This is a genomic window from Stenotrophomonas sp. AS1, assembly GCF_048957655.1.
GTDB classification, from domain to species: Bacteria; Pseudomonadota; Gammaproteobacteria; order Xanthomonadales; family Xanthomonadaceae; genus Stenotrophomonas; species Stenotrophomonas bentonitica_A.
Window position 1 is genome coordinate 469,831 of the sequence record NZ_JARVXM010000006.1, and the last position, 18,144, is coordinate 487,974.

Annotated in this window: 22 protein-coding genes; 10 read left to right on the forward strand and 12 right to left on the reverse strand. The window is 67.6% G+C overall.

The window, feature by feature from the left end:
* Nucleotides 1-16: 16 nt before the first annotated feature.
* Genes PV764_RS11060 through PV764_RS11070 form a run of 3 tightly spaced genes read right to left on the reverse strand, consistent with a single transcriptional unit; the run spans nt 17 to nt 2,519 of the window.
* A complete protein-coding gene (locus tag PV764_RS11060) occupies nt 17-700 on the reverse strand; it encodes an HAD family hydrolase (RefSeq protein WP_046272916.1) in 684 nt (227 codons plus the stop codon).
* On the reverse strand, nt 697-1,401 hold the full coding sequence (locus PV764_RS11065) for a pseudouridine synthase (protein WP_046272915.1): 705 nt from the start codon (nt 1,399-1,401) through the stop codon (nt 697-699). Before PV764_RS11065 ends, PV764_RS11060 begins: the two co-directional genes overlap by 4 nt.
* Nucleotides 1,398-2,519: a class I SAM-dependent methyltransferase gene (locus PV764_RS11070; RefSeq protein WP_261997635.1), complete on the reverse strand. Its 1,122-nt coding sequence runs from the start codon at nt 2,517-2,519 to the stop codon at nt 1,398-1,400. The genes PV764_RS11065 and PV764_RS11070 overlap by 4 nt, the downstream gene beginning before the upstream one ends.
* A 142-nt stretch (nt 2,520-2,661) precedes the next feature.
* Here PV764_RS11070 and PV764_RS11075 point away from each other — a divergent pair, with 142 nt between their 5' ends.
* A complete protein-coding gene (locus PV764_RS11075; RefSeq protein WP_019185760.1) occupies nt 2,662-2,925 on the forward strand; it encodes a hypothetical protein in 264 nt (87 codons plus the stop codon).
* 28 nt (nt 2,926-2,953) lie between these two features.
* Here PV764_RS11075 and PV764_RS11080 read toward each other — a convergent pair whose 3' ends face one another.
* Both PV764_RS11080 and PV764_RS11085 read right to left on the reverse strand, forming a co-directional pair.
* On the reverse strand, nt 2,954-3,244 hold the full coding sequence (locus tag PV764_RS11080; RefSeq protein WP_046272912.1) for a DUF3247 family protein: 291 nt from the start codon (nt 3,242-3,244) through the stop codon (nt 2,954-2,956).
* 81 nt (nt 3,245-3,325) lie between these two features.
* Nucleotides 3,326-5,311, reverse strand: a complete 1,986-nt coding sequence (locus PV764_RS11085) for a PAS domain-containing hybrid sensor histidine kinase/response regulator (protein ID WP_421116601.1) — start codon at nt 5,309-5,311, stop codon at nt 3,326-3,328.
* A 232-nt stretch (nt 5,312-5,543) separates the two neighbouring features.
* On the opposite strand from PV764_RS11085, the gene PV764_RS11090 reads away from it, so the two are divergent.
* A complete protein-coding gene (locus PV764_RS11090; protein ID WP_046272911.1) occupies nt 5,544-6,110 on the forward strand; it encodes a DUF3016 domain-containing protein in 567 nt (188 codons plus the stop codon).
* A gap of 75 nt (nt 6,111-6,185) precedes the next feature.
* On the opposite strand, the gene alr is transcribed toward PV764_RS11090, so the two are convergent.
* Both alr and PV764_RS11100 read right to left on the reverse strand, forming a co-directional pair.
* Nucleotides 6,186-7,259, reverse strand: a complete 1,074-nt coding sequence (gene alr / locus PV764_RS11095) for an alanine racemase (protein ID WP_421116602.1) — start codon at nt 7,257-7,259, stop codon at nt 6,186-6,188.
* Nucleotides 7,238-8,548, reverse strand: a complete 1,311-nt coding sequence (locus PV764_RS11100) for a D-amino acid dehydrogenase (RefSeq protein ID WP_284128441.1) — start codon at nt 8,546-8,548, stop codon at nt 7,238-7,240. The genes alr and PV764_RS11100 overlap by 22 nt, the downstream gene beginning before the upstream one ends.
* Nucleotides 8,549-8,697: 149 nt before the next feature.
* On the opposite strand from PV764_RS11100, the gene PV764_RS11105 reads away from it, so the two are divergent.
* Nucleotides 8,698-9,177 (forward strand): Lrp/AsnC ligand binding domain-containing protein, encoded by a 480-nt coding sequence (locus PV764_RS11105; RefSeq protein ID WP_046272909.1) that lies wholly within the window; start codon nt 8,698-8,700, stop codon nt 9,175-9,177.
* Between the two features lie 68 nt (nt 9,178-9,245).
* Here PV764_RS11105 and PV764_RS11110 read toward each other — a convergent pair whose 3' ends face one another.
* Nucleotides 9,246-9,416 (reverse strand): hypothetical protein, encoded by a 171-nt coding sequence (locus tag PV764_RS11110; protein ID WP_019185753.1) that lies wholly within the window; start codon nt 9,414-9,416, stop codon nt 9,246-9,248.
* A gap of 173 nt (nt 9,417-9,589) precedes the next feature.
* Nucleotides 9,590-10,072, reverse strand: a complete 483-nt coding sequence (locus PV764_RS11115) for a classical arabinogalactan protein 4 (RefSeq protein WP_421116603.1) — start codon at nt 10,070-10,072, stop codon at nt 9,590-9,592.
* A 65-nt stretch (nt 10,073-10,137) separates the two neighbouring features.
* Between PV764_RS11115 and msrB the strand changes: the two genes are divergently transcribed.
* From msrB to PV764_RS11140, 5 genes are all read left to right on the forward strand, one after another.
* Nucleotides 10,138-10,605: a peptide-methionine (R)-S-oxide reductase MsrB gene (gene msrB / locus PV764_RS11120; RefSeq protein WP_019185751.1), complete on the forward strand. Its 468-nt coding sequence runs from the start codon at nt 10,138-10,140 to the stop codon at nt 10,603-10,605.
* Between the two features lie 91 nt (nt 10,606-10,696).
* Nucleotides 10,697-11,551 (forward strand): flagellar motor stator protein MotA, encoded by an 855-nt coding sequence (motA, locus tag PV764_RS11125; RefSeq protein WP_019185750.1) that lies wholly within the window; start codon nt 10,697-10,699, stop codon nt 11,549-11,551.
* A 9-nt stretch (nt 11,552-11,560) separates the two neighbouring features.
* Nucleotides 11,561-12,508, forward strand: a complete 948-nt coding sequence (gene motB, locus PV764_RS11130; RefSeq protein ID WP_046272907.1) for a flagellar motor protein MotB — start codon at nt 11,561-11,563, stop codon at nt 12,506-12,508.
* A gap of 103 nt (nt 12,509-12,611) precedes the next feature.
* Nucleotides 12,612-13,124, forward strand: coding sequence for a hypothetical protein (locus PV764_RS11135; protein ID WP_019185748.1), 513 nt, complete (start codon nt 12,612-12,614; stop codon nt 13,122-13,124).
* 14 nt (nt 13,125-13,138) lie between these two features.
* Nucleotides 13,139-13,414 (forward strand): DUF4031 domain-containing protein, encoded by a 276-nt coding sequence (locus PV764_RS11140; protein ID WP_019185747.1) that lies wholly within the window; start codon nt 13,139-13,141, stop codon nt 13,412-13,414.
* Between the two features lie 42 nt (nt 13,415-13,456).
* On the opposite strand, the gene PV764_RS11145 is transcribed toward PV764_RS11140, so the two are convergent.
* The gene (locus tag PV764_RS11145) at nt 13,457-13,999 is read right to left on the reverse strand and encodes a DUF6630 family protein (RefSeq protein ID WP_019185746.1); all 543 of its coding nucleotides are present in this window, start codon (nt 13,997-13,999) and stop codon (nt 13,457-13,459) included.
* Between the two features lie 136 nt (nt 14,000-14,135).
* On the opposite strand from PV764_RS11145, the gene PV764_RS11150 reads away from it, so the two are divergent.
* Nucleotides 14,136-14,387, forward strand: a complete 252-nt coding sequence (locus PV764_RS11150; protein WP_019185745.1) for a DUF3297 family protein — start codon at nt 14,136-14,138, stop codon at nt 14,385-14,387.
* A 144-nt stretch (nt 14,388-14,531) separates the two neighbouring features.
* Here the strand turns inward: PV764_RS11150 and PV764_RS11155 are convergent, their stop codons facing one another.
* Both PV764_RS11155 and PV764_RS11160 read right to left on the reverse strand, forming a co-directional pair.
* Nucleotides 14,532-16,175 (reverse strand): Na+/H+ antiporter, encoded by a 1,644-nt coding sequence (locus PV764_RS11155; RefSeq protein ID WP_070426533.1) that lies wholly within the window; start codon nt 16,173-16,175, stop codon nt 14,532-14,534.
* Between the two features lie 131 nt (nt 16,176-16,306).
* The gene (locus PV764_RS11160) at nt 16,307-17,116 is read right to left on the reverse strand and encodes a dioxygenase (RefSeq protein ID WP_421116604.1); all 810 of its coding nucleotides are present in this window, start codon (nt 17,114-17,116) and stop codon (nt 16,307-16,309) included.
* 111 nt (nt 17,117-17,227) lie between these two features.
* Between PV764_RS11160 and PV764_RS11165 the strand changes: the two genes are divergently transcribed.
* Entirely contained in the window at nt 17,228-18,109 is an 882-nt protein-coding gene (locus PV764_RS11165) for a LysR family transcriptional regulator (protein WP_421116605.1), read from the forward strand.
* Nucleotides 18,110-18,144 lie beyond the last annotated feature (35 nt).

The window sequence follows — 18,144 nt, forward strand, 5'->3', positions numbered from 1 at the left end:
AGGCCGTTGGGCAAACTCAAGGAGGAGGCAACAACGGCATCAACAACGCCCGCGCATCCAGCAGCGAACCCACGATGCGATGGCCCAGTGCACGCAGTTCCTCATCCGGGTGCACCAGGTCCGGCACCTGGATCGCGGTCATGCCCGCACCCACCGCCGCGCGGATGCCGGCCGGGGAATCTTCCAGCGCCAGGCAGCGCGCCGGGTCCTTGCCCAGCTTCTGCGCCGCGAGCAGGTAGATGTCCGGCGCCGGCTTGGGACGCGACACGTCACTGCTGGTCACCACCACCTCGAAGAACGGCAGCAGGCCGGCGGCGGCCAGCTTGCGCGAGGCGCGCGGCTGGCGCGTGGAGGTTGCGACCGCGCGCGGCACACCGTGATCGTGCAGCAGCTGCAGGATCTCCAGGATGCCCGGGCGCAGCGGCAGGCCCTGCTGCGTGCGCGCTTCATACAGGTCATGGCAGCGCGCGAACAGCGCAGCGACCTGCTCGGCATTCACCGTCTGCAGCAGCAGGCGCTCGCAGTCGCGGTCACCCAGGCCCACCATGCGCAGCCAGAACCCCTCCGGGAACGGCAGCGCCAGTTCCTGCGCCGCCTGCGACCAGCACGCGATCGAGACCCGCTCGCTGTCGATCATCAGGCCGTCCATGTCGAAGATGACGGCGTCGGGCAGGAACGGCAGCGCGGCGAAAGCACTCATGGGACGTTGAACAGTGTCTCGAGATCGGCCGCGTCCAGCGTGCGCCACTCGCCTTCCGGCAGATCGCCCAGCGAGAGCCCGCCGATGCGGCTGCGGTGCAGCGCCTCGACGTGGTTGCCGACCGCCGCGAACATCCGGCGCGCCTGGTGGTAGCGGCCCTCGTGCAGGACCAGCTGCGCCTGGCGCGGGCCGTTCACGTGCAGCTCGGCCGGCAGCAACGGCTTGTCGTCCGATTCCAGCAGCAGCCCGCCGCTGGCGAAACGCGCGGTTTCATCGCCGCGCAGGTCCTCGGCCAGGGTGACCTCGTAGGCCTTGTCCAGGCGCGACTTCGGCGACACGATCCGGTGCAGCAGCGCGCCGTCATCGGTCATCAGCAGCAGGCCGCTGGTGTCGCGGTCCAGGCGGCCCACCGAGGACAGCACCGGCGCACGCTCGCGGTAACGCGGCGGCAGCAGGTCGTAGATCAGCCGGCCTTTGTCCTTGGTGGAACAGGTGTAACCGCGCGGCTTGTGCAGCATCAGGGTCAGCCCCTGCGGCGGATCCAGCGGCTCGCCCTCGACCCGGATCGCCTCATGCGCGACCGCGTCGTCGGCGTACAGCACCTCGCCGTCGGCATCGGTGATCAGGCCAGCGCGGAACATCCCCTGCACCTGCTTGCGGCTGCCATAGCCCAGGTTGGCCAACAGCTTGACCAGCTTCATGCGCGGCCTCCGCGGCCCCACTTCGGCTCGGTGCTGCGCGGGGCACGGGCCGGGGTCGCGCCCTTGCTCGCCTTGGTCGCTTCGATCAGCTTGAAGCCATCGCGCTCGGCGGCCACGCGGACCTGGCCGAAGCTTTCGTTGAGGATCTGCTCGTACGGCAGATGGCGGTTGGCCACCAGCCACATCCGCCCGCCCGGGCGCAGCGCCTGCGCGGCCACGGCGATGAAACGCTGGCCGATGTCGGGACGGTCGGCGCGCGAGGGCGTGTGGAACGGCGGGTTGGTCACGATGAAGTCGTACTCGCCCTCGATCCCGGCGGTGACGTCCTGCCAGTGGAAGCCCAGCGCCGCCGGCTTGCCCAGCGCGGCAAGGTTCTCGCGGGCCAGGGCCAGGGCGCGGCCTTCGGCCTCGTACAGGTCCAGCGCGCTCACGTTCGGGCAGCGGGCCAGCACTTCAGCGGAGAGGTAGCCGAAGCCGGCCCCCAGGTCAGCGCCACGGCCGGCCAGGTCGGCCGGCAGCTGCTCCACCAGCAGCGCCGAGGCCGGGTCGATGCGGTCCCAGGCGAAGATGCCGGGGCGGCTCTGGAAGCGGCCGCCCAGGATCGCGCGCGGCGCGTCCAGCGACGCCCAGCGCTGCGCCAGCGCGGCGTCGTGCTGGCCATTGAGCGGCGCGGTCCAGTAGGCGCGGCAGTGGTTCTTGGTCAGCTTGCCGCCCAGGCCGGCCAACTGCTGCAGGTCGCCTTCGCCGGAGCGGGCACCTTCGTTGTTGTGCTGGCAGGCCACCACGATGCCGCCGGGCGCGGCCAGCGCCAGCGCACGGGCGAACAGGGCCTTGGCCTCCTCGCGCTGGCGCGGCGGCAGGACCAGCACCACGGCGTAGCGGGTGGCGTCGCTGGCCAGCTGCTGCTCGTCGCGTACGGTCCAGCCACTGGCTTCCAGCGCATCGGCGAACGGGCGGAAGCTCTGCTCGCAGACCAGCTGGGCCGGCTGGGCGTGCTCGCGCAGCGGCGCGCCGTCGCGGGCGCGCAGGAACAGCACGGGGCCGGCCGGCCAGGACAGTGCGCCACTGGCGAAGGGCAGGAACAGGGTTTCCAGGGGAGCGTCGTGCTGGGCAGCCATGCGGGGGCACATCTTGAAAAGAGGCCGCCATTCTACCGGTTCGCCCCGCCGGACCCGGATTTGCGTTTATTCAACGTCCTGTTGATGCCCTGACAACATCCAAACCGGCAGGGTGGAGCCTCACTTCCCGTGGAGATGGCTCATGCGTGCATTGTTCGTCGGTGGCGTAGTCGACAACAGCGAAATGGACATGGAGGGCAGCCAACCACCGGTGCATTACCCCGAAGACACCGGCGGCGGCCATTCGCGCTACCGCCTGCACCAGATCGGGAAGACCTCCGATGGCAACGTGGCCTATGCGGTCTATGGGGCGCCGGACATGGCCGATGAAGAGGTGGCGCGGATCGCCGATGAGCGAGCCTACGCGCGTCGCTTCGAAGCCGAGCCCAGCGAATTCACCCACTGAGCCGACGCCGAGGCGCTGCCCGCCGCGATCACTCGCGGTAGGGCAGCTGCCGGATGGCCCTGATCTGATCGAGCCAGATGAGGTGCTGCTGGACCGGCGTATCCAGATCGTCCAATCGCAACTGGCCGTTGCTGCCTTCATGTTCGTCGGCATCGCGGTACTGCTGCAGCGTCGGCTGCACTGCCACGGTGCCCAACAGGCGGCTGCCGTCATCAAGCGTGAGCTCGACCTGGGTCTGGCCATGCAGCTGCGGCAGCAGCGCTTCCAAGGCCGCGATGGCGGCCGGATCGGTGTGGATGCGGGGGGCGTAACGTGACATGGCAACTCCTGTGGCGTACGCCCTCAGTGTGCCCGCCGCGGCGTCAACACATTGCCAACGGCTGCCCGCAGCGGCGCCGGCTCAGCGGCTGGCGAGTACGCCACGCACCGCAGCCACCAGCTGGGCGACCGAATACGGCTTGGCAACGTGCTCCTGGAAGCCTGACGCCAATGCGCGCTTGCGGTCGTCCGCACGTGCCAGCGCCGTCACCGCCACCGCCGGCAACGCCTCTGGCTCGACGCCCATGTTGTCGCGCAGTGTGCGTACCAGGCCGTACCCATCCATGCCCGGCATGCCGATGTCGGTCAGCAGGGCATCGATACCGCTGTGGCCGTTTTCGTTGAGCAGTGCCAGTGCTTCGCCGGCGGAGGACGCCGTGGTGACCGAGGCGCCCTGCTCTTCCAACAGCCGCCGCAGGTACTCCAGCACTTCGGGCTGGTCTTCCACGGCCAGCAGGTGCAGGCCCTTGAGCGGATACGGCTCGATGATCTGTTCGGTGATCGGCCCACTGAACACTTCGCGCAGCGGGCGGCCATCGGCCTGCGGCTGATAGCGCGGCAGGCGCACGTTGAAGCTGGCGCCCTGGCCGTGGCCTTCGCTGCTGGCCGCAACCACGCCACCATGCAGTTCCACCAGCTGCTGGACGATCGCCAGCCCCAGCCCCAGGCCGCCATGGCGACGCGTGGTGGTGCCGTCGGCCTGGCGGAAGCGGCTGAACAGATGGCGCAGGAACTCCGGCGCGATGCCGTCGCCGGAGTCGGTCACGGTGATCGACCAGTGCCCGCCATCGGCGGCCAGGGTGAGCACCACGCGCCCTTCGGCCGGGGTGAATTTGATGGCGTTGGACAGCAGGTTCCACAGCACCTGCTGCAGGCGCGTGGCATCGCCGAGCACCAGGCACGGCTCGTCGGGCATCACCAGTTCCATCGAGAGCGCTTTGCCTTCGGCGACCAGCTCCTGTGCACGCATGGCCTCTTCCAGCTGCGCACGCAGATCCAGCATTTCCACTTCCAGCTGGACCTTGCCCAGCAGCATGCTGCTCAGGTCGAGCATGTCCGAGATCAGCCGCTTCTGCGCCATCGCACTGTTGGCGATCACGCCCAGCCCCTTGTACATCGGGCTGGTGTTGTCGATGCGCTGCAGCAGCAGTTCGCTCCAGCCCAGGATGGTGGTGAGCGGGGTACGCAGCTCGTGCGAAAGCGTGGCCAGGAACTCATCCTTCAGCCGCGCCATGTTCTCGGCGGCGCTGCGCGCGGCACGCTCGGACTGCAGCAGTTCTTCGCGCGCCATTTCGATTTCGCGACGCTCGGTCACATCCGGGCTGCTGCCGGCCAGGCCGATGAAACGGCCCATCCTGGAAAAGCGGGGCCGCGCGTTCATTTCCAGCCAGCGCCATTGGCCATCGGCGCGACGACCGCGCACCAGTGCATGCATGGAGCGCTGCGACTTCAGTGCCTCCTGCAGTTCGTAATCGAACACGGAAGCATCGTCGGGATGCACCAGGCCACGCCAGACATCGTCCGGTACGCGCTGCTCGTCGCCGCCGAAGAACTCGCTGAAGGCACTGTTGACGAAGCGCGAATGCCCGCGCTCATCCAGGACCCACACCGGCATCGGCAGGCCATCGGCCAGCGCACTGAAGCGCGCCTCGCTTTCGGCCAGCTCCACCTCGATGTGCTTGCGGTTGGTGATGTCGAAGAACACCACGGCCACCAGATGCTCGTCCGGTTCGCCAACGCTGACCGCCTCGACCGAATACCACCGGTTCAGCGCGCGTGCTTCCATCTCGAACTGCCGGGCCTGGCCGCCCAGTGCCACCTCGCCATAGGTGCGGTACCAGTCCGTCTCATGGCCGGGCTGCAGGCTGGTCATCCGCTGCCCGCAGACATTGCTCAAGCCGGTATTGCGCGAAAACGCCTCGTTGACCTCCACGAACCGGTAATCCACGCCCACCCCGGCATCGTCGAAGATCACCTCGATGATGCAGAACCCCGCATTCAGGCGCTCAAGGACCGTGCGATACAGGGCCGGATCCGGCGATGAAGCCAGGAAAGAGGCGCGTTCCAACGTCGAAGTGGGCAGGCTGGGCAAGGGCTTCAATGAGGCAACTGGCGAAACAGAGGAGGACAGGATCGGCCAACGCGCGTATTCGCAGCGTCAAGCGCCGGGGGTCTGGGGCGGGCCTGGGTGAATTGGCGCCAACCGCAGACGCGGAGCATACACGCGTGGATTGTCCGCCACCCGGATCGGGATCACACTGGTACCTGATCCCACTTGTGATCGCGACCCAGGCATTGTCATGAACCGCACCTCCCTGATCGCCGGGGCCCTGGCCGGGCTGCTGCTCATCGGCAGCGCGGCGGCCGCCCCGCGTACCGTGACCGACCCGCAGGCCCCGCGCGCGCTCAAGACCGAAGGCCCTGTCCAGGTGACCTGGAGCGACCCGGCCCAGTTCACCGAGATCCGGCTGAGCAACAACCGCTTCGAGGCCGAACGCGGCGACTGGGTGCAGCAACTGGCCAAGTATGTGCAGACCACGGCCAGCAAGGCGCTGCAGCCCGGCCAGACGCTGCAGGTCACCTTTACCGACATCAAGCGCGCCGGCGATTACGAGCCCTGGCATGGCCCTCGCGCCAACGACATCCGGGTGATGCGCGATATCTACCCCCCGCGCGTGACCCTGACCTACACCCTGAAGGATGCGCAGGGCCAGGTGATCAGCGAAGGGGAACGCAAGCTGCAGGACACCGGCTACCTGCACAACATCGGGCGACAGAGCGACACCGACCCGCTGCGCTATGAGAAGCGCCTGCTGGATGACTGGATCCGGCGCGACCTGCGCAACGAGGCCACGGCCAGCACCTGAGCCCTTGGGCCCACATGAGAAAGGCGGCGCATCAGCGCCGCCTTTTTTCATGCACGCGGTATCGCCGGTGGCGGTTCAGACGTCGACGTACTCGCGCACGACCCGCTTCACCCCACACGGCAGCTGGTAAGCACTGACCCCGCACAGCGGTGCCAGCGCCTCGATGCGGGGGGCATCGCCCCACAGCGTCACCGTGCTGCCGATGCCGGCCTGCGGCAGGTGGGTCAGGTCCACCGTGAGCATGTCCATCGAGACCCGGCCGATCACGATGCCCGGCTGATCGTCGATCCGCACCGGGGTGCCGTTCGGCGCGAACTGCGGGTAACCGTCGGCGTAACCGAGCGCGACCACGCCAACCCGGGTCGGGCGCTGCGCGACGAAGCGCGCGCCGTAACCGACCGGCTCGCCCACCGCGATGTCACGGACGGCGAAGATCTTCGAACGCATGCTCATCACCGGCCGCAGGCGCCCGGTCAGCGCGGTATGCGCCGGCATCGGGTTGATCCCGTACAGCATCAGACCCGGGCGCACCCAGTCGCTGCGTACGTCTGGCCACCCCAGCAGCGCTGGCGAGTTGCACAGGCTGGTCTGCCCGGCCAACCCGTTGATGGTGGCCGCGAAGACGTCGGCCTGCTCGCGGGTGCGCGGGCTGTCCAGTTCGTCGGCCCGCGCCATGTGGGTCATCAGCACCATCGGCCCGACATGCGCCAACGCGCTCAACGTGGCGTGCGCGGCACGGAACTCGTCCGGCCACAGGCCCAGGCGATGCATGCCGCTGTCCAGCTTCAACCACACGGTGAGCGTGGCGGTGGTCTGGAACGCGGCTACCGCCTCGACCTGCCACGGCGCGCCGACCGCGAACCACAGGTCGTGCTGCACGATCAGCGGCAGCTCACTGGCGTCGAAGAAGCCTTCCAGCAGCAGGATCGGGCCGGTGATGCCGGCCGCGCGCAGTTCCAGTGCTTCCTCGATGCAGGCCACGCCAAAGGCATCGGCCTCGGCCTGCAGCGCGCGGGCGCAGCGCACTGCGCCGTGCCCGTAGGCATCGGCCTTGATCACCGCAACGGCCTTGCCGCCCCCGAGTTCGCGCGCCAGCCGGTAATTGCTGCGCAGCGCGTCCAGATCAATCAACGCACGGGCTGGGCGCATGAACTCGGCTCACGGTGACGGACAGAGGCGGCGTGGTGGGTGTAACGGAAGATATCCAGGCCTTCGGTGCTGATCTGCGGCTGGCGGGCATCCATCAGGTCGGCCAGGTAGCGGCCGGAGCCGCACGCCATGGTCCAGCCCAGGGTGCCGTGGCCGGTATTGAGGAACAGGTTGCGGTACGGCGTGGCGCCGACCACCGGGGTGCCGTCCGGCGTGGCCGGGCGCAGGCCGGTCCAGAACTCGGCGCGCGAGAGATCGCCGCCATCCGGGTACAGATCACGTACCACTTTCTCCAGCGTGGCGCGGCGGCGCGGCGAGAGCGACAGGTCGAACCCGCCCACCTCGGCCATGCCACCGACGCGGATGCGGTCGTCGAAACGGGTCACGGCCACCTTGTAGCTTTCATCCAGGATGGTCGAGGTCGGCGCCATTGCCGGATCGGTGATGGGCAGCGTCAGCGAGTAGCCCTTGAGCGGGTACACCGGCAGCTGCATGCCCAGCGGTGCGACCAGCGACGGCGAGTAACTGCCCAGCGCGACCACGTAGTGATCGGCGGTTTCCAGCTTGCCATCGATGCGCACGCCGGTGATGCGGTCGCCATCGCTGTGCAGGCCGGCAATGTCCTGGTCGAAACGGAATTCGACGCCGGCATCGACGCACATCTGCGCCAGGCGACGGGTGAACAGCTGGCAATCACCGGTCTGGTCGCGCGGCAGGCGCAACGCGCCGACCAGCTTGTCGGCCACGCCGGCCAGGGCCGGCTCATGGGCGATGATGCCCGCGCGGTCGAGCACCTGGTACGGCACGCCGTACTGGGCCAGCACTTCGATGTCCTGCGCGGAGGCATCCAGCTGCTGCTGGGTGCGGAACAACTGGGTGGTGCCCAGGTCGCGGCCCTCGAATTCGATGCCGGTCTCGCGGCGCAGCTCGTTGAGGCAGTCGCGGCTGTACTCGGACATGCGCACCATGCGCGCCTTGTTGATCGCGTAGCGCTCGTGCGTGCAGTTGCGCAGCATCTGCGCCAGCCAGCGGTACTGGTGCCAGTCCAGGCCCGGGCGGATCGCCAGCGGCGCATGCTCGGAGAACAGCCATTTGACCGCTTTGAGCGGCACGCCGGGGGCGGCCCACGGCGAGGTATAGCCGAACGACAGCTGCCCTGCGTTGGCGAAACTTGTTTCCAGCGCCGGACCGGGCTGGCGGTCGACGACCGTGACTTCAAACCCGGCCTGCCGCAGGTACCAGGCACTGGTCGTGCCGATCACACCGCTGCCAAGGACTAGAACGCGCATGACACCTCTCCAACCCGATCATTCCCTGCGCAGGAGCACGCCGGGACCATAATTGAGGAAGTATAGTCAGCCACAACCAATCAATTCGCCTGTTTTTCCTGCATCAGGCAGGATATTGTCCCGCCAACATCCTCGAGAGGCTGACGCCGATGGCCACGCGTGCCCGTGAACTGGACAAGATCGACCGCAAGATCCTGCGCATCCTGCAGGCCGAGGGTCGCATTTCCTTCACCGAACTGGGCGAGCGGGTCGGGCTTTCGACCACGCCCTGCACCGAGCGCGTCCGGCGGCTGGAGCGCGACGGCGCGATCACCGGCTATTACGCCAAGTTGGATCCGCATTACCTCAAGGCCAGCCTGCTGGTATTCGTGGAGATCAGCCTGGCCTACAAATCCGGCGATATCTTCGAGGAGTTCCGGCGCGCGGCGCTGAAGCTGCCCAACGTGCTGGAGTGCCACCTGGTGTCGGGCGATTTCGACTATCTGCTCAAGGCACGCATCAGTGAGATGGCCTCTTACCGCAAGCTGCTCGGCAGCACGTTGCTGACCTTGCCGCACGTGCGTGAATCCAAGAGCTACATCGTGATGGAAGAGGTCAAGGAAACCCTGACCCTGCCGATCCCGGATTGATGTCGGCCCGATAACGCAGAAAGGCGGCGCGCGTGTGCGCACCGCCTTCGTTCATTGCGTCAAGCGCATCAGCGCTGCTGCTTCTGGTCCTGGTGCTTCTGGTCCTGCTGCTTGCCGCCCTTCTGATTCTGCTGGTCCCACTGCTGCTGGTTCTGCTGGCCGGGCTTCTGGTTCTGCTGCTGACTGCCCTGCTGCTCCTGCGGCGATTTGCCGGGACTGCGGTTCTGCTGGTTAGCCATGATTGCACTCTTCTCGAAAAACCTCGGGGATGCGCTGGGTTGCGGCGCGGGTACAGGGTCCCGCCGATCCGGTTAATCACAGGCGAAAAAACAGTGAGGTGGTGCGTTGACGGCGATGACTGCGGGCAGCCCGATGTAAACCATTCATGCTCCGCGTCCCAGCGCCGCAGCCCTCACGGTTTTATCTGCTGGCCATCGCCACTGGGCACCGCGTCGTAGTAACGCCCCGTGCGCGTATCGAGCACGCGGTTGGGGCCCACCTGCTTGACCCCCGGAATGATCCGGCCGTTTCGGTCGTAGACCTTGCTCTGCACGGCCGGCCCCCGCATCGGCGCCGGCTGCGACGGGCCTTTGCTCTGGATCGGGTGCGTGCGCAGCTGCTGTTGGGTCTGCGAGGACGATTTCACCGGCGCCATCTGCCCGGACAGGCTGTCGGCCGGGGCCGGCTGCGCGGGGATCGGCAGGGGCGCGGGGGTCGGCGGCGGGGCCACGACCGGGCGGGTCGCGGTGGGGCTGGGTGGCGGCCCGATCTGCGCGGCCGCGCCAAATGGGAGCAACGCCAGCAGGGCAGCGGCAAGGCGGCGTGGGCGGTACATGGTGATCTCCCGGCGGCGGTTCAGGTCTTCACCATGCACCTGCACGGGTATCAGCACCATGAACGCCGGCTTGTACCTTGAGAGGCAAAAGCCCAATCTAACTGCCATACCAATAGGGAACCTTTATGACGGCTTTTGACCTGTCCCCACCTACCGACGCCCAGCGCCAAGCCCTGGTGGCCGGCCTCAGCGCCGATGAGCAGCGTGTCCTCCTGCACCACGGCACCGAGGCGCCGTTCTGCGGGGTGTTCCTGGACAACAAGCAGGACGGGGTCTACGGCTGCCGGTTGTGCGGCCTGCCGCTGTTCCGCTCCAGCACCAAGTTCGACTCCGGCACCGGCTGGCCGAGCTTCTTTGCCCCCTTCGATCCGGCCCATGTCCGCGAGATCCGCGATGCCAGCCATGGCATGGTCCGCACCGAAATCGTCTGTGCGCGGTGTGACAGCCATCTCGGCCATGTCTTCCCCGATGGCCCGCCGCCGACCCATGAACGCCACTGCCTGAACTCGGTCTCGTTGTCGTTCACCCCCAATGGGCAGGCCTATCCGGACCCGCTGCAACGCGGTGGTGCCGAGGCTGGCCCGGCAGGCTGAATCCGAGAAAGTGTGACGTCGAGCGAACGCCCCCCTTCAGAAAGGGTGTGAAGGGGCCGACATGGAGGTATCCCCTTCCCGCGTCGGCCCCATGCTCATCATCGTTGGACTTCTCGTCGTCATCCTCAGCGTGCTCGGCGGTTACGTCGGGGCGCACGGCAAACTCGGCGCGCTGTGGCAGCCCTACGAACTGGTGATCATCGGCGGTGCGGCGCTGGGTGCGTTCCTGGTCGGCACGCCGGTCAAAACCGTGAAGCAGACCCTGGCGGCCACCGTGGGCGTGTTCAAGGGGCCACGCTACAAGCAGCAGGACTACATCGACGTCCTCAGCCTGCTCTATGAGCTGCTCAACAAGGCCCGCCGCGAAGGATTCATGGCGCTGGAAGACCACGTCGAGCGCCCGGCCGAAAGCAGCATCTTCGCCAACTATCCCAAGGTGCAGGCCGACCACCACCTGGTCGATTTCATCACCGACTGCCTGCGCCTGATGATCGGCAGCAACATCGAGCCGCACGAGCTGGAGCCGCTGCTGGAGCTGGAACTGGAGAAGCACCATGGCGAGGCGATGCAGCCGGCCGCGGTGCTCAACAAGGTCGCCGACGGCCTGCCCGGCTTCGGCATCGTTGCCGCGGTGCTGGGCATCGTGATCACCATGGGCTCGATCGGCGGGGAGATCACGGAAGTCGGCGCGCACGTCGCCGGCGCGCTGGTCGGCACCTTCCTGGGCATCCTGCTGGCCTATGGCTTCGTCGGCCCGCTGGCCTCGGCCGTGGAAGCGCGCGCCGAACAGGACGCACGCATCTACGAATCGGTCAAGACCGCCCTGCTGGCCTGCCTGCGCGGCTACAACCCGAAGATCGCCCTGGAATTCGCCCGCAAGACCCTGCCGTCCAACGTGCGCCCGGGCTTCAGCGAGTTCGAACAGCACCTCAAGACGGTCAAGTAAGGCAGCGCCATGGCCGAGACCAAACCCACCGTCATCGTCCGCCGGGTCAAGAAGGCCGGTCATGCCGCGCACCATGGCGGTGCCTGGAAAGTGGCCTACGCCGACTTCGTGACCGCGATGATGGCCTTCTTCCTGGTGCTGTGGCTGATGGCCGCCACCAGCAAGCCCGAGCGCGCGGCGATCTCCGAATACTTCCGCAACCCCAGCCCGCTGGCCGGCAGCAGCTCCACCCCGGCCCCGGGCATGGCCGGACCGGGCGGCGCCAGCACCTCGATGATCAAGCTGGGCGGCGCCACCGACATCTCGCGCGGCAACAGCAACGATCCCTTCCAGAACCAGCAGGCCTCCCGGCCCGTGCCGCAGCAGGACGAGCGCGAGCGCGAGAAACGCCAGCTTGAAGCGCTCAAGCAGGAGCTGGAAGAAGCGATCAGCAAGAGCCAGGCGCTGGAACCGTTCAAGGATCAGCTGCTGCTCGACCTCACCCCGGAAGGCCTGCGCATCCAGATCGTGGACAAGCAGAACCGGCCGATGTTCGACATGGGCAGCGCCTCGCTCAAGCCCTACACGCGCGCGATCCTTCGCGAGCTGTCGCAGTTCATCAACCACGTGCCGAACCGGATCAGCATCACCGGCCATACCGACACCACCGCCTACAACGCGGCCCACGGCTACAGCAACTGGGAGCTCAGCGCCGACCGCGCCAATGCCGCCCGGCGGGCGCTGCTTGATGGCGGCATGACCGAGGACAAGGTGACCCGGGTGGTCGGGCTGTCCTCCTCGGTGCTGTTCGACCGCACGCAGCCGGACAACCCCATCAACCGCCGGATCAGCATCGTGGTGATGACCAAGGCGGCCGAAGCGGCAGCCTTGGCCGGCGCCGGGCAGGAAGTGGCCCTGTCGCCCACCGCTGCCGATGCCGATATCCAGGCGACGCTCGCGCCGGCTGTCGCGCCCTGAGGGGTGCGACGAAGGCGGCAGCAGAGGGAATTCAGGGAATCCGTGGAGCCGGCCAGCGGCCGGCACTACAATGGGTCTTTCCTTTTGTAGATAGACCGCACCCATGTCCAAGCAGTCCAAGGCCAAGCGCGACAAGCGCAAGAAGCAGCAGCCCAAGCGCCCGATCAACCGCCTCAACGCCCAGCAGCCGGTGCAGAACCATGCCGTGCTGACCAACGAAGAAGGCCAGGTCGTCGCCGCGATCGGCCTGCAGGGCACCGAGTGGCTGCTGGCCATCGGCGGCCAGACCATGGGCAACGCCGACAACCCGGTGCCGATGCTGGCCATGCTCAAGCACCTGTCCAACGTCCAGGAAAAGGAAGGCCGCAAGGTCAACCTGGAGTACTCGACCCAGCTGCAGCAGCTGATCGACGACCTGGCCGCCGACGAAGGCAAGACCGCCGACGAGTACCTGGCCCAGCTGGTCTCCGAGTTTGAAGGTGTGGAAGGCGAGGAAGGCGAAGACGCCGAAACCGCTGCCGACGCCGGCGACGACGCCAAGGTCGCAGACGAGGCCGGCACCGATGCCGCCGCCGACGCCGCCCCGGCCGCCAGCGACGACAAGCCGCAGGCCTGAGCCACGGCGATCCGGTGACGGTCTATATCGACGATGCAGTACATCCCTGGCGCGGCGAGCGCTGGGCGCATCTGATGGCCGATACCCTGCCCGAGCTGCACGCCATGGCGGCGCAGCTCGGGATTCCACGGCGGGCGTTCCAGAACCGCCGCAGCGGCGCGCACTACGACGTGCCCGCCCCGCTGCGCCTGCAGGCGATTGCCTTGGGCGCACAGGCCATCTCACGGCATACGGACCGCGAACGGGTCAAAGCCGTGATCGCCAACGCAAGAAGCCAGTATCAGGCGTAGCTGCCGACCGTGGGTCGGCATGCGCAGGCCGCAATCGCGCCCTCAGAACGGATCGCTGCCCGGCCGCACTTCCACGCCCAGCAGCGAGCACAGCGCCAGCATCGCATCGTCATCGCGGTTGAGCGCCATCCAGCCGGCCAGCGTGTCATTGCCGGTATCCACGCTCCACAGCGCGTAGTTGTGCTCGCGCAGCCGGTCGTGGGCGGTGGTCATCAACATCGGCGCATCCACCTCCGCCGCGAAGTCCTCATCGTCCAGGTCGCCGCCCCAGTCGATCTGCAGGTTCCAGCGCGCGGACAGCTCGTTCACCGCCGACATCAGCGCATCGGCATCGCCCCGCTCCACCTCGAACCCGGACTGCCAGGCAATCGCGGCCATCATCGGCGGCAGCCAGTCGGCGTCCTCATCGATGCCCTCGCCGCTTTCCAGCAGCGCCTCGCGCCAGCGGTTGAACTGCTGCAGCGCCAGTTCTTCATCGCCCGGGTTGATCAGCACGAACAGATTCCAGATCCGCGCCTCGAAATCGTCCTCGTCGAAATCGCGCTCTTCTTCTTCGAAGTCGAAATAATCGCTGTTGTCGGGCATGGCCGGTAATCCTGGAGACAGGGGCGCATTCTGCCGTGCAAGGGCGTTGGCAGGAAGCGAAATTCGGCGCGGGGCCCGCTGCGGTTTATCCTGTGCGGCAGAAGACGGCCTTGGTGGTCGTCAGCATCCTGTGACCATGAGCGATACCCCTCCCGATCACCTGGCGATCAACCCGGCCAGCCCCTTCCACGATGCCGCTGCGCTGGAGCGCGGCGTGGGCATCCGTTTCAACGATGTCGAGCGCGACAACGTTGAAGAATATTCGGTCAGCGAAGGCTGGATCCGCGTGCAGGCCGGCAAGGCCCGCGACCGCCGCGGCAACCCGATGACGATCAAGGTCAAGGGTACCGTGGTGGCCTACTTCCTGGATCAGAAGCCGGACGCCTGATCCCACGTCTGCCGGAGACGTCTGATCCACGTGTGGCGGGGTAGAGCCACCCCACGGGTGGCTGCGCGGACCCATTGGAACCCTCGCGTCAGGGACGAAGGGCAGCCACCCATGGGGTGGCTCTACCCGTGGCACGGTGCGGCCTCAATCGCGTTGCCGCGTCTCCAGCAGGTCCAGATTGCGGATCAGCCTGCGCGAGATCTCATCGGAGATCTTGCCCCGCCGGGTCAGGCGGAACAGCTCTTCACGCTCGGCGGTCAGCCCCGCGGTGCGCAGCTGGCGATAGCCCTGCTCCATGCGCTTGACCTTCTCCGGATCCGCATCCGGCCCGGCTTCCTTCTCCAGGTTGCGCTGGTACAGCAGGCTGACCCGCGAGGCGGCGTCGTTGTAGAGCTGCACGTTCTCGGTGGTCTGGTTCTGCACCAGCTGCTGGCGCGTGCGCTCCACGCCGGCCAGCGCCGCCTTGGCGGCCAGCTTGCGGGCCAGGTCCTCTTCCTTGCGCTCGCCCGAATCGGCCGGCAATTCCAGGCCTTTGAGCAGGCGCGGCAGCGCGATGCTGGCACCGACCAGCGAGATCAGGATCACCGCCGCGGCCAGGAAGATCACCAGGTCGCGTGCCGGGAAGGCACTGCCGTCGGGCAGGAACAACGGCAGGGTCAGCACGCCGGCCAGGGTGATCGCACCGCGCACGCCCGCCACCGAGGTCGCCACCACGATCCGCCAGGAGGTGCCCTGCCGGGCCTCGCCCCGATGGCGCGCACGCAGCAGGCTCCAGCGCAGCGACAGCCACACCCAGGCCAGGCGCAGCAGCACCAGCGCCAGGTTGATCACCACCACATAGACCAGCAGCCACCACGCACTGTGGTGCCCGCTCTCGCTGACGGTCTTGATCGCGCGTTCCACGATGCCCGGCAACTGTTCGCCCAGCAGCACGAACATGATCCCGTTGAAGCTGAACTGCAGCATGTTCCAGACCGCCGTGCGCTGCACGCGCATGCTGCCCGAGACGCGGCCGGTAAGCTCCACGTAGCTCATCGTGACACCCGCGGCGACCGCCGAGAGAATGCCCGACGCATTGAGTTCTTCGGCCAGCAGGTAGGCCGCGAACGGGATCAGCAGGTTGACCAGCAGCGCCGCACCCGGCTCCTCGCCGAAGCGCCGCCACAGCCAGCGCTGGAAGGTGGACACGCCCAGCGTCACCGCCACGCCGATCGCCAGTCCGGCCACCGCCACCCACAGGAAGGTCAGCGAGGCATTCGCCAGCGAGAAGGTCCCGGTCATCACCGCCGCCACCGCGAAGCGGAAACAGACCAGGCCGGACGCATCGTTGAGCAGCGACTCGCCTTCCAGGATGTGCATCAGCCGCTTGGGAATCGGCGCGCGCGAGGCGATCGAGCTGACCGCCACCGGGTCGGTCGGAGAGATGATCGCCGCCAGCGCGAAGGCCACCGCCAGCGGCATCACCGGGATCATCCAGTGGATCAGGAAACCGGCACCGATCACGGTGAATACGACCAGCCCGAAGGCCAGTTCCAGGATTACGCCCTTGTCGCGGAACAGGCCCTGCTTGGGGATGCGCCAGCCATCCAGGAACAGCAGCGGCGGCAGGAACAGCAGGAAGAACATCTCCGGCTCGAGCGCGTGGCCGCGGTTGAACACCCCGGCAATGACCGCGCCCAGCCCGATCTGCACCAGCGGCAACGGCAGCGACAACGGCAATACGCGGACCAGGTAGCCGCTGGCGACCACCGCCACCAGCATCGCCAGAACGACTTCAATGGTATGCATGCATTTTCCAGTAAGCAGCGCGGGGGAGGCTGCGGACAGCCGGCGCCGGAAACAGGAAAAAACGTACCACACGTGCGCCGCCACGCGAATGCGCGGGGCGTGGCAGGCTCAGTCGGCGGACAGCCGGCCCCTCATGCGGCGCGCTGCTGCGCGTCGGCGCCATCGAAGCGATAGATGTCCATCGCCAGGAAGCCTGCATCGATCCCGGCATCGATGCGCTGCGCACCGAGCGCTTCGCCACCGGCGGCGCCCATCGCAAAGTGCAGCGGCTGCAGGTGCTCGTCGCTGGGGTGCGCCTGCACCGCGTGCGGGGCCTGGCGGCGGTAATCGATCAACGCGGCGCTGTCATCGGCCGCCAGGCGCTGCTCGACCCATTCGATGAAGGGCCGCACATAAGGCGCCTCCTTGCCGTCCGGGTAGCTGCGCCAATCGTGCAGGTTGTGGGTGATGCTGCCCGAGCCGATCAACAGCACGCCCTGCTCGCGCAGCGGCGCCAGCGCGCGCCCCAGCGCGAACTGGTGAGCCGGCCCGAGCAGTGGCTGGATCGCCAGCGGCACCACCGGGATGTCCGCCTGCGGATACAGGAATCGCAGCGGCACCCATGCACCGTGATCGAGACCGCGCTGCGGATCGATCGCGGTCGGCAGACCGGCAGCGCCCAGCCGCTGCGCGACCTCCTGCGCCAGCGCGGGCTCGCCCGGGGCCGGATACTGCAGGTCGAACAGTGCCTGCGGGAAACCGCCGAAATCGTGAAGGGTGGGCGGCTTGGCATGTCCACCCACCGCCGGCTGATGGGTCAGCCAGTGCGCCGAGGCCATCACGATCGCGCGCGGGCGCGGCAGGCGCGCCGCCAGCGCGGCCAGGCGCTCGCCCACCAGACCGGGATGGAGTGCGGTCATCGGCGAGCCATGGGAGATATAAAGGGACGGCAAGCGGGACATCACGGACTCCAATGGCAGGACCCAACGGGTCGATCTGCAGATCAGCGTATTGCGAACAGATCGGCCAATAAATACGATGCACTGACGCTGTTTATTTCGGAAAAAGAAACAATGGACACTCTGGACGCCATGCGTGTGTTTGTCGCCGTGGTCGAGCGCAACGGCTTCAGTGCCGCCGCGCAGGCCCTGGACCTGTCCACCGCCGGAGTGACCCGGCAGATCGCGGCGCTGGAAAAGCGCCTATCGACCCGGCTGCTCAACCGTACGACCCGCCGCGTGAGCCCCACGAGCACGGGCGCGGCCTATTACGCCGAGTGCGTGCGGCTGCTGGCCGAGTTCGATGCGCTGGAAGCCGGCATCAGTGCGCAGGCGCTGGAGCCCTCGGGGCGGCTGCGGATCAACGCACCGGTCAGCTATGGCATCGCCCGCCTGGGCCCGCTGCTGGCCGGGTATCGCGCGCGCTACCCGCAGGTGGAACTGGACCTGTCGCTGTCCGACCGTCTGGTGGACATGGTCGAAGAAGGCTATGACGTGGCCATCCGCATCACCCGCCAGCCCAGCCCGGCCCTGATCGCGCGCAAGCTGGGCGACGCGCAGATCAGCCTGTGCGCGGCGCCGTCGTACCTGGACGCGCACGGGCGCCCGCAGGAGCCGGAAGACCTGTCCGCGCACGAGTGCCTGCACTACAGCTACTGGGCCGGCGGCGATGCATGGCAGTTGCACGGTCCGCGCGGGGAGGTCTCGGTGCCCGTGCACGGCGGTGTGCGTGCCAACAACGGCGATGTGCTGCGCGAGGCCGCGATCGCCGGCATGGGCATCATCGTGCAGCCGGATTTCCTGGTGGCCGAGGCGCTGGCCGATGGGCGGCTGGAGCGCGTGCTGCCCGAGTGGCAGGTGCCGGGCGTGGGCATCCATGCGGTGTACACCAGCCGCAGCCACCTGGCCCCGAAGGTGCGCAGTTTCATCGACTACCTGGTGGACGCCCTGGCGTGATGCCGCGCGGCATCCGCCACCAGACACCACCCGGC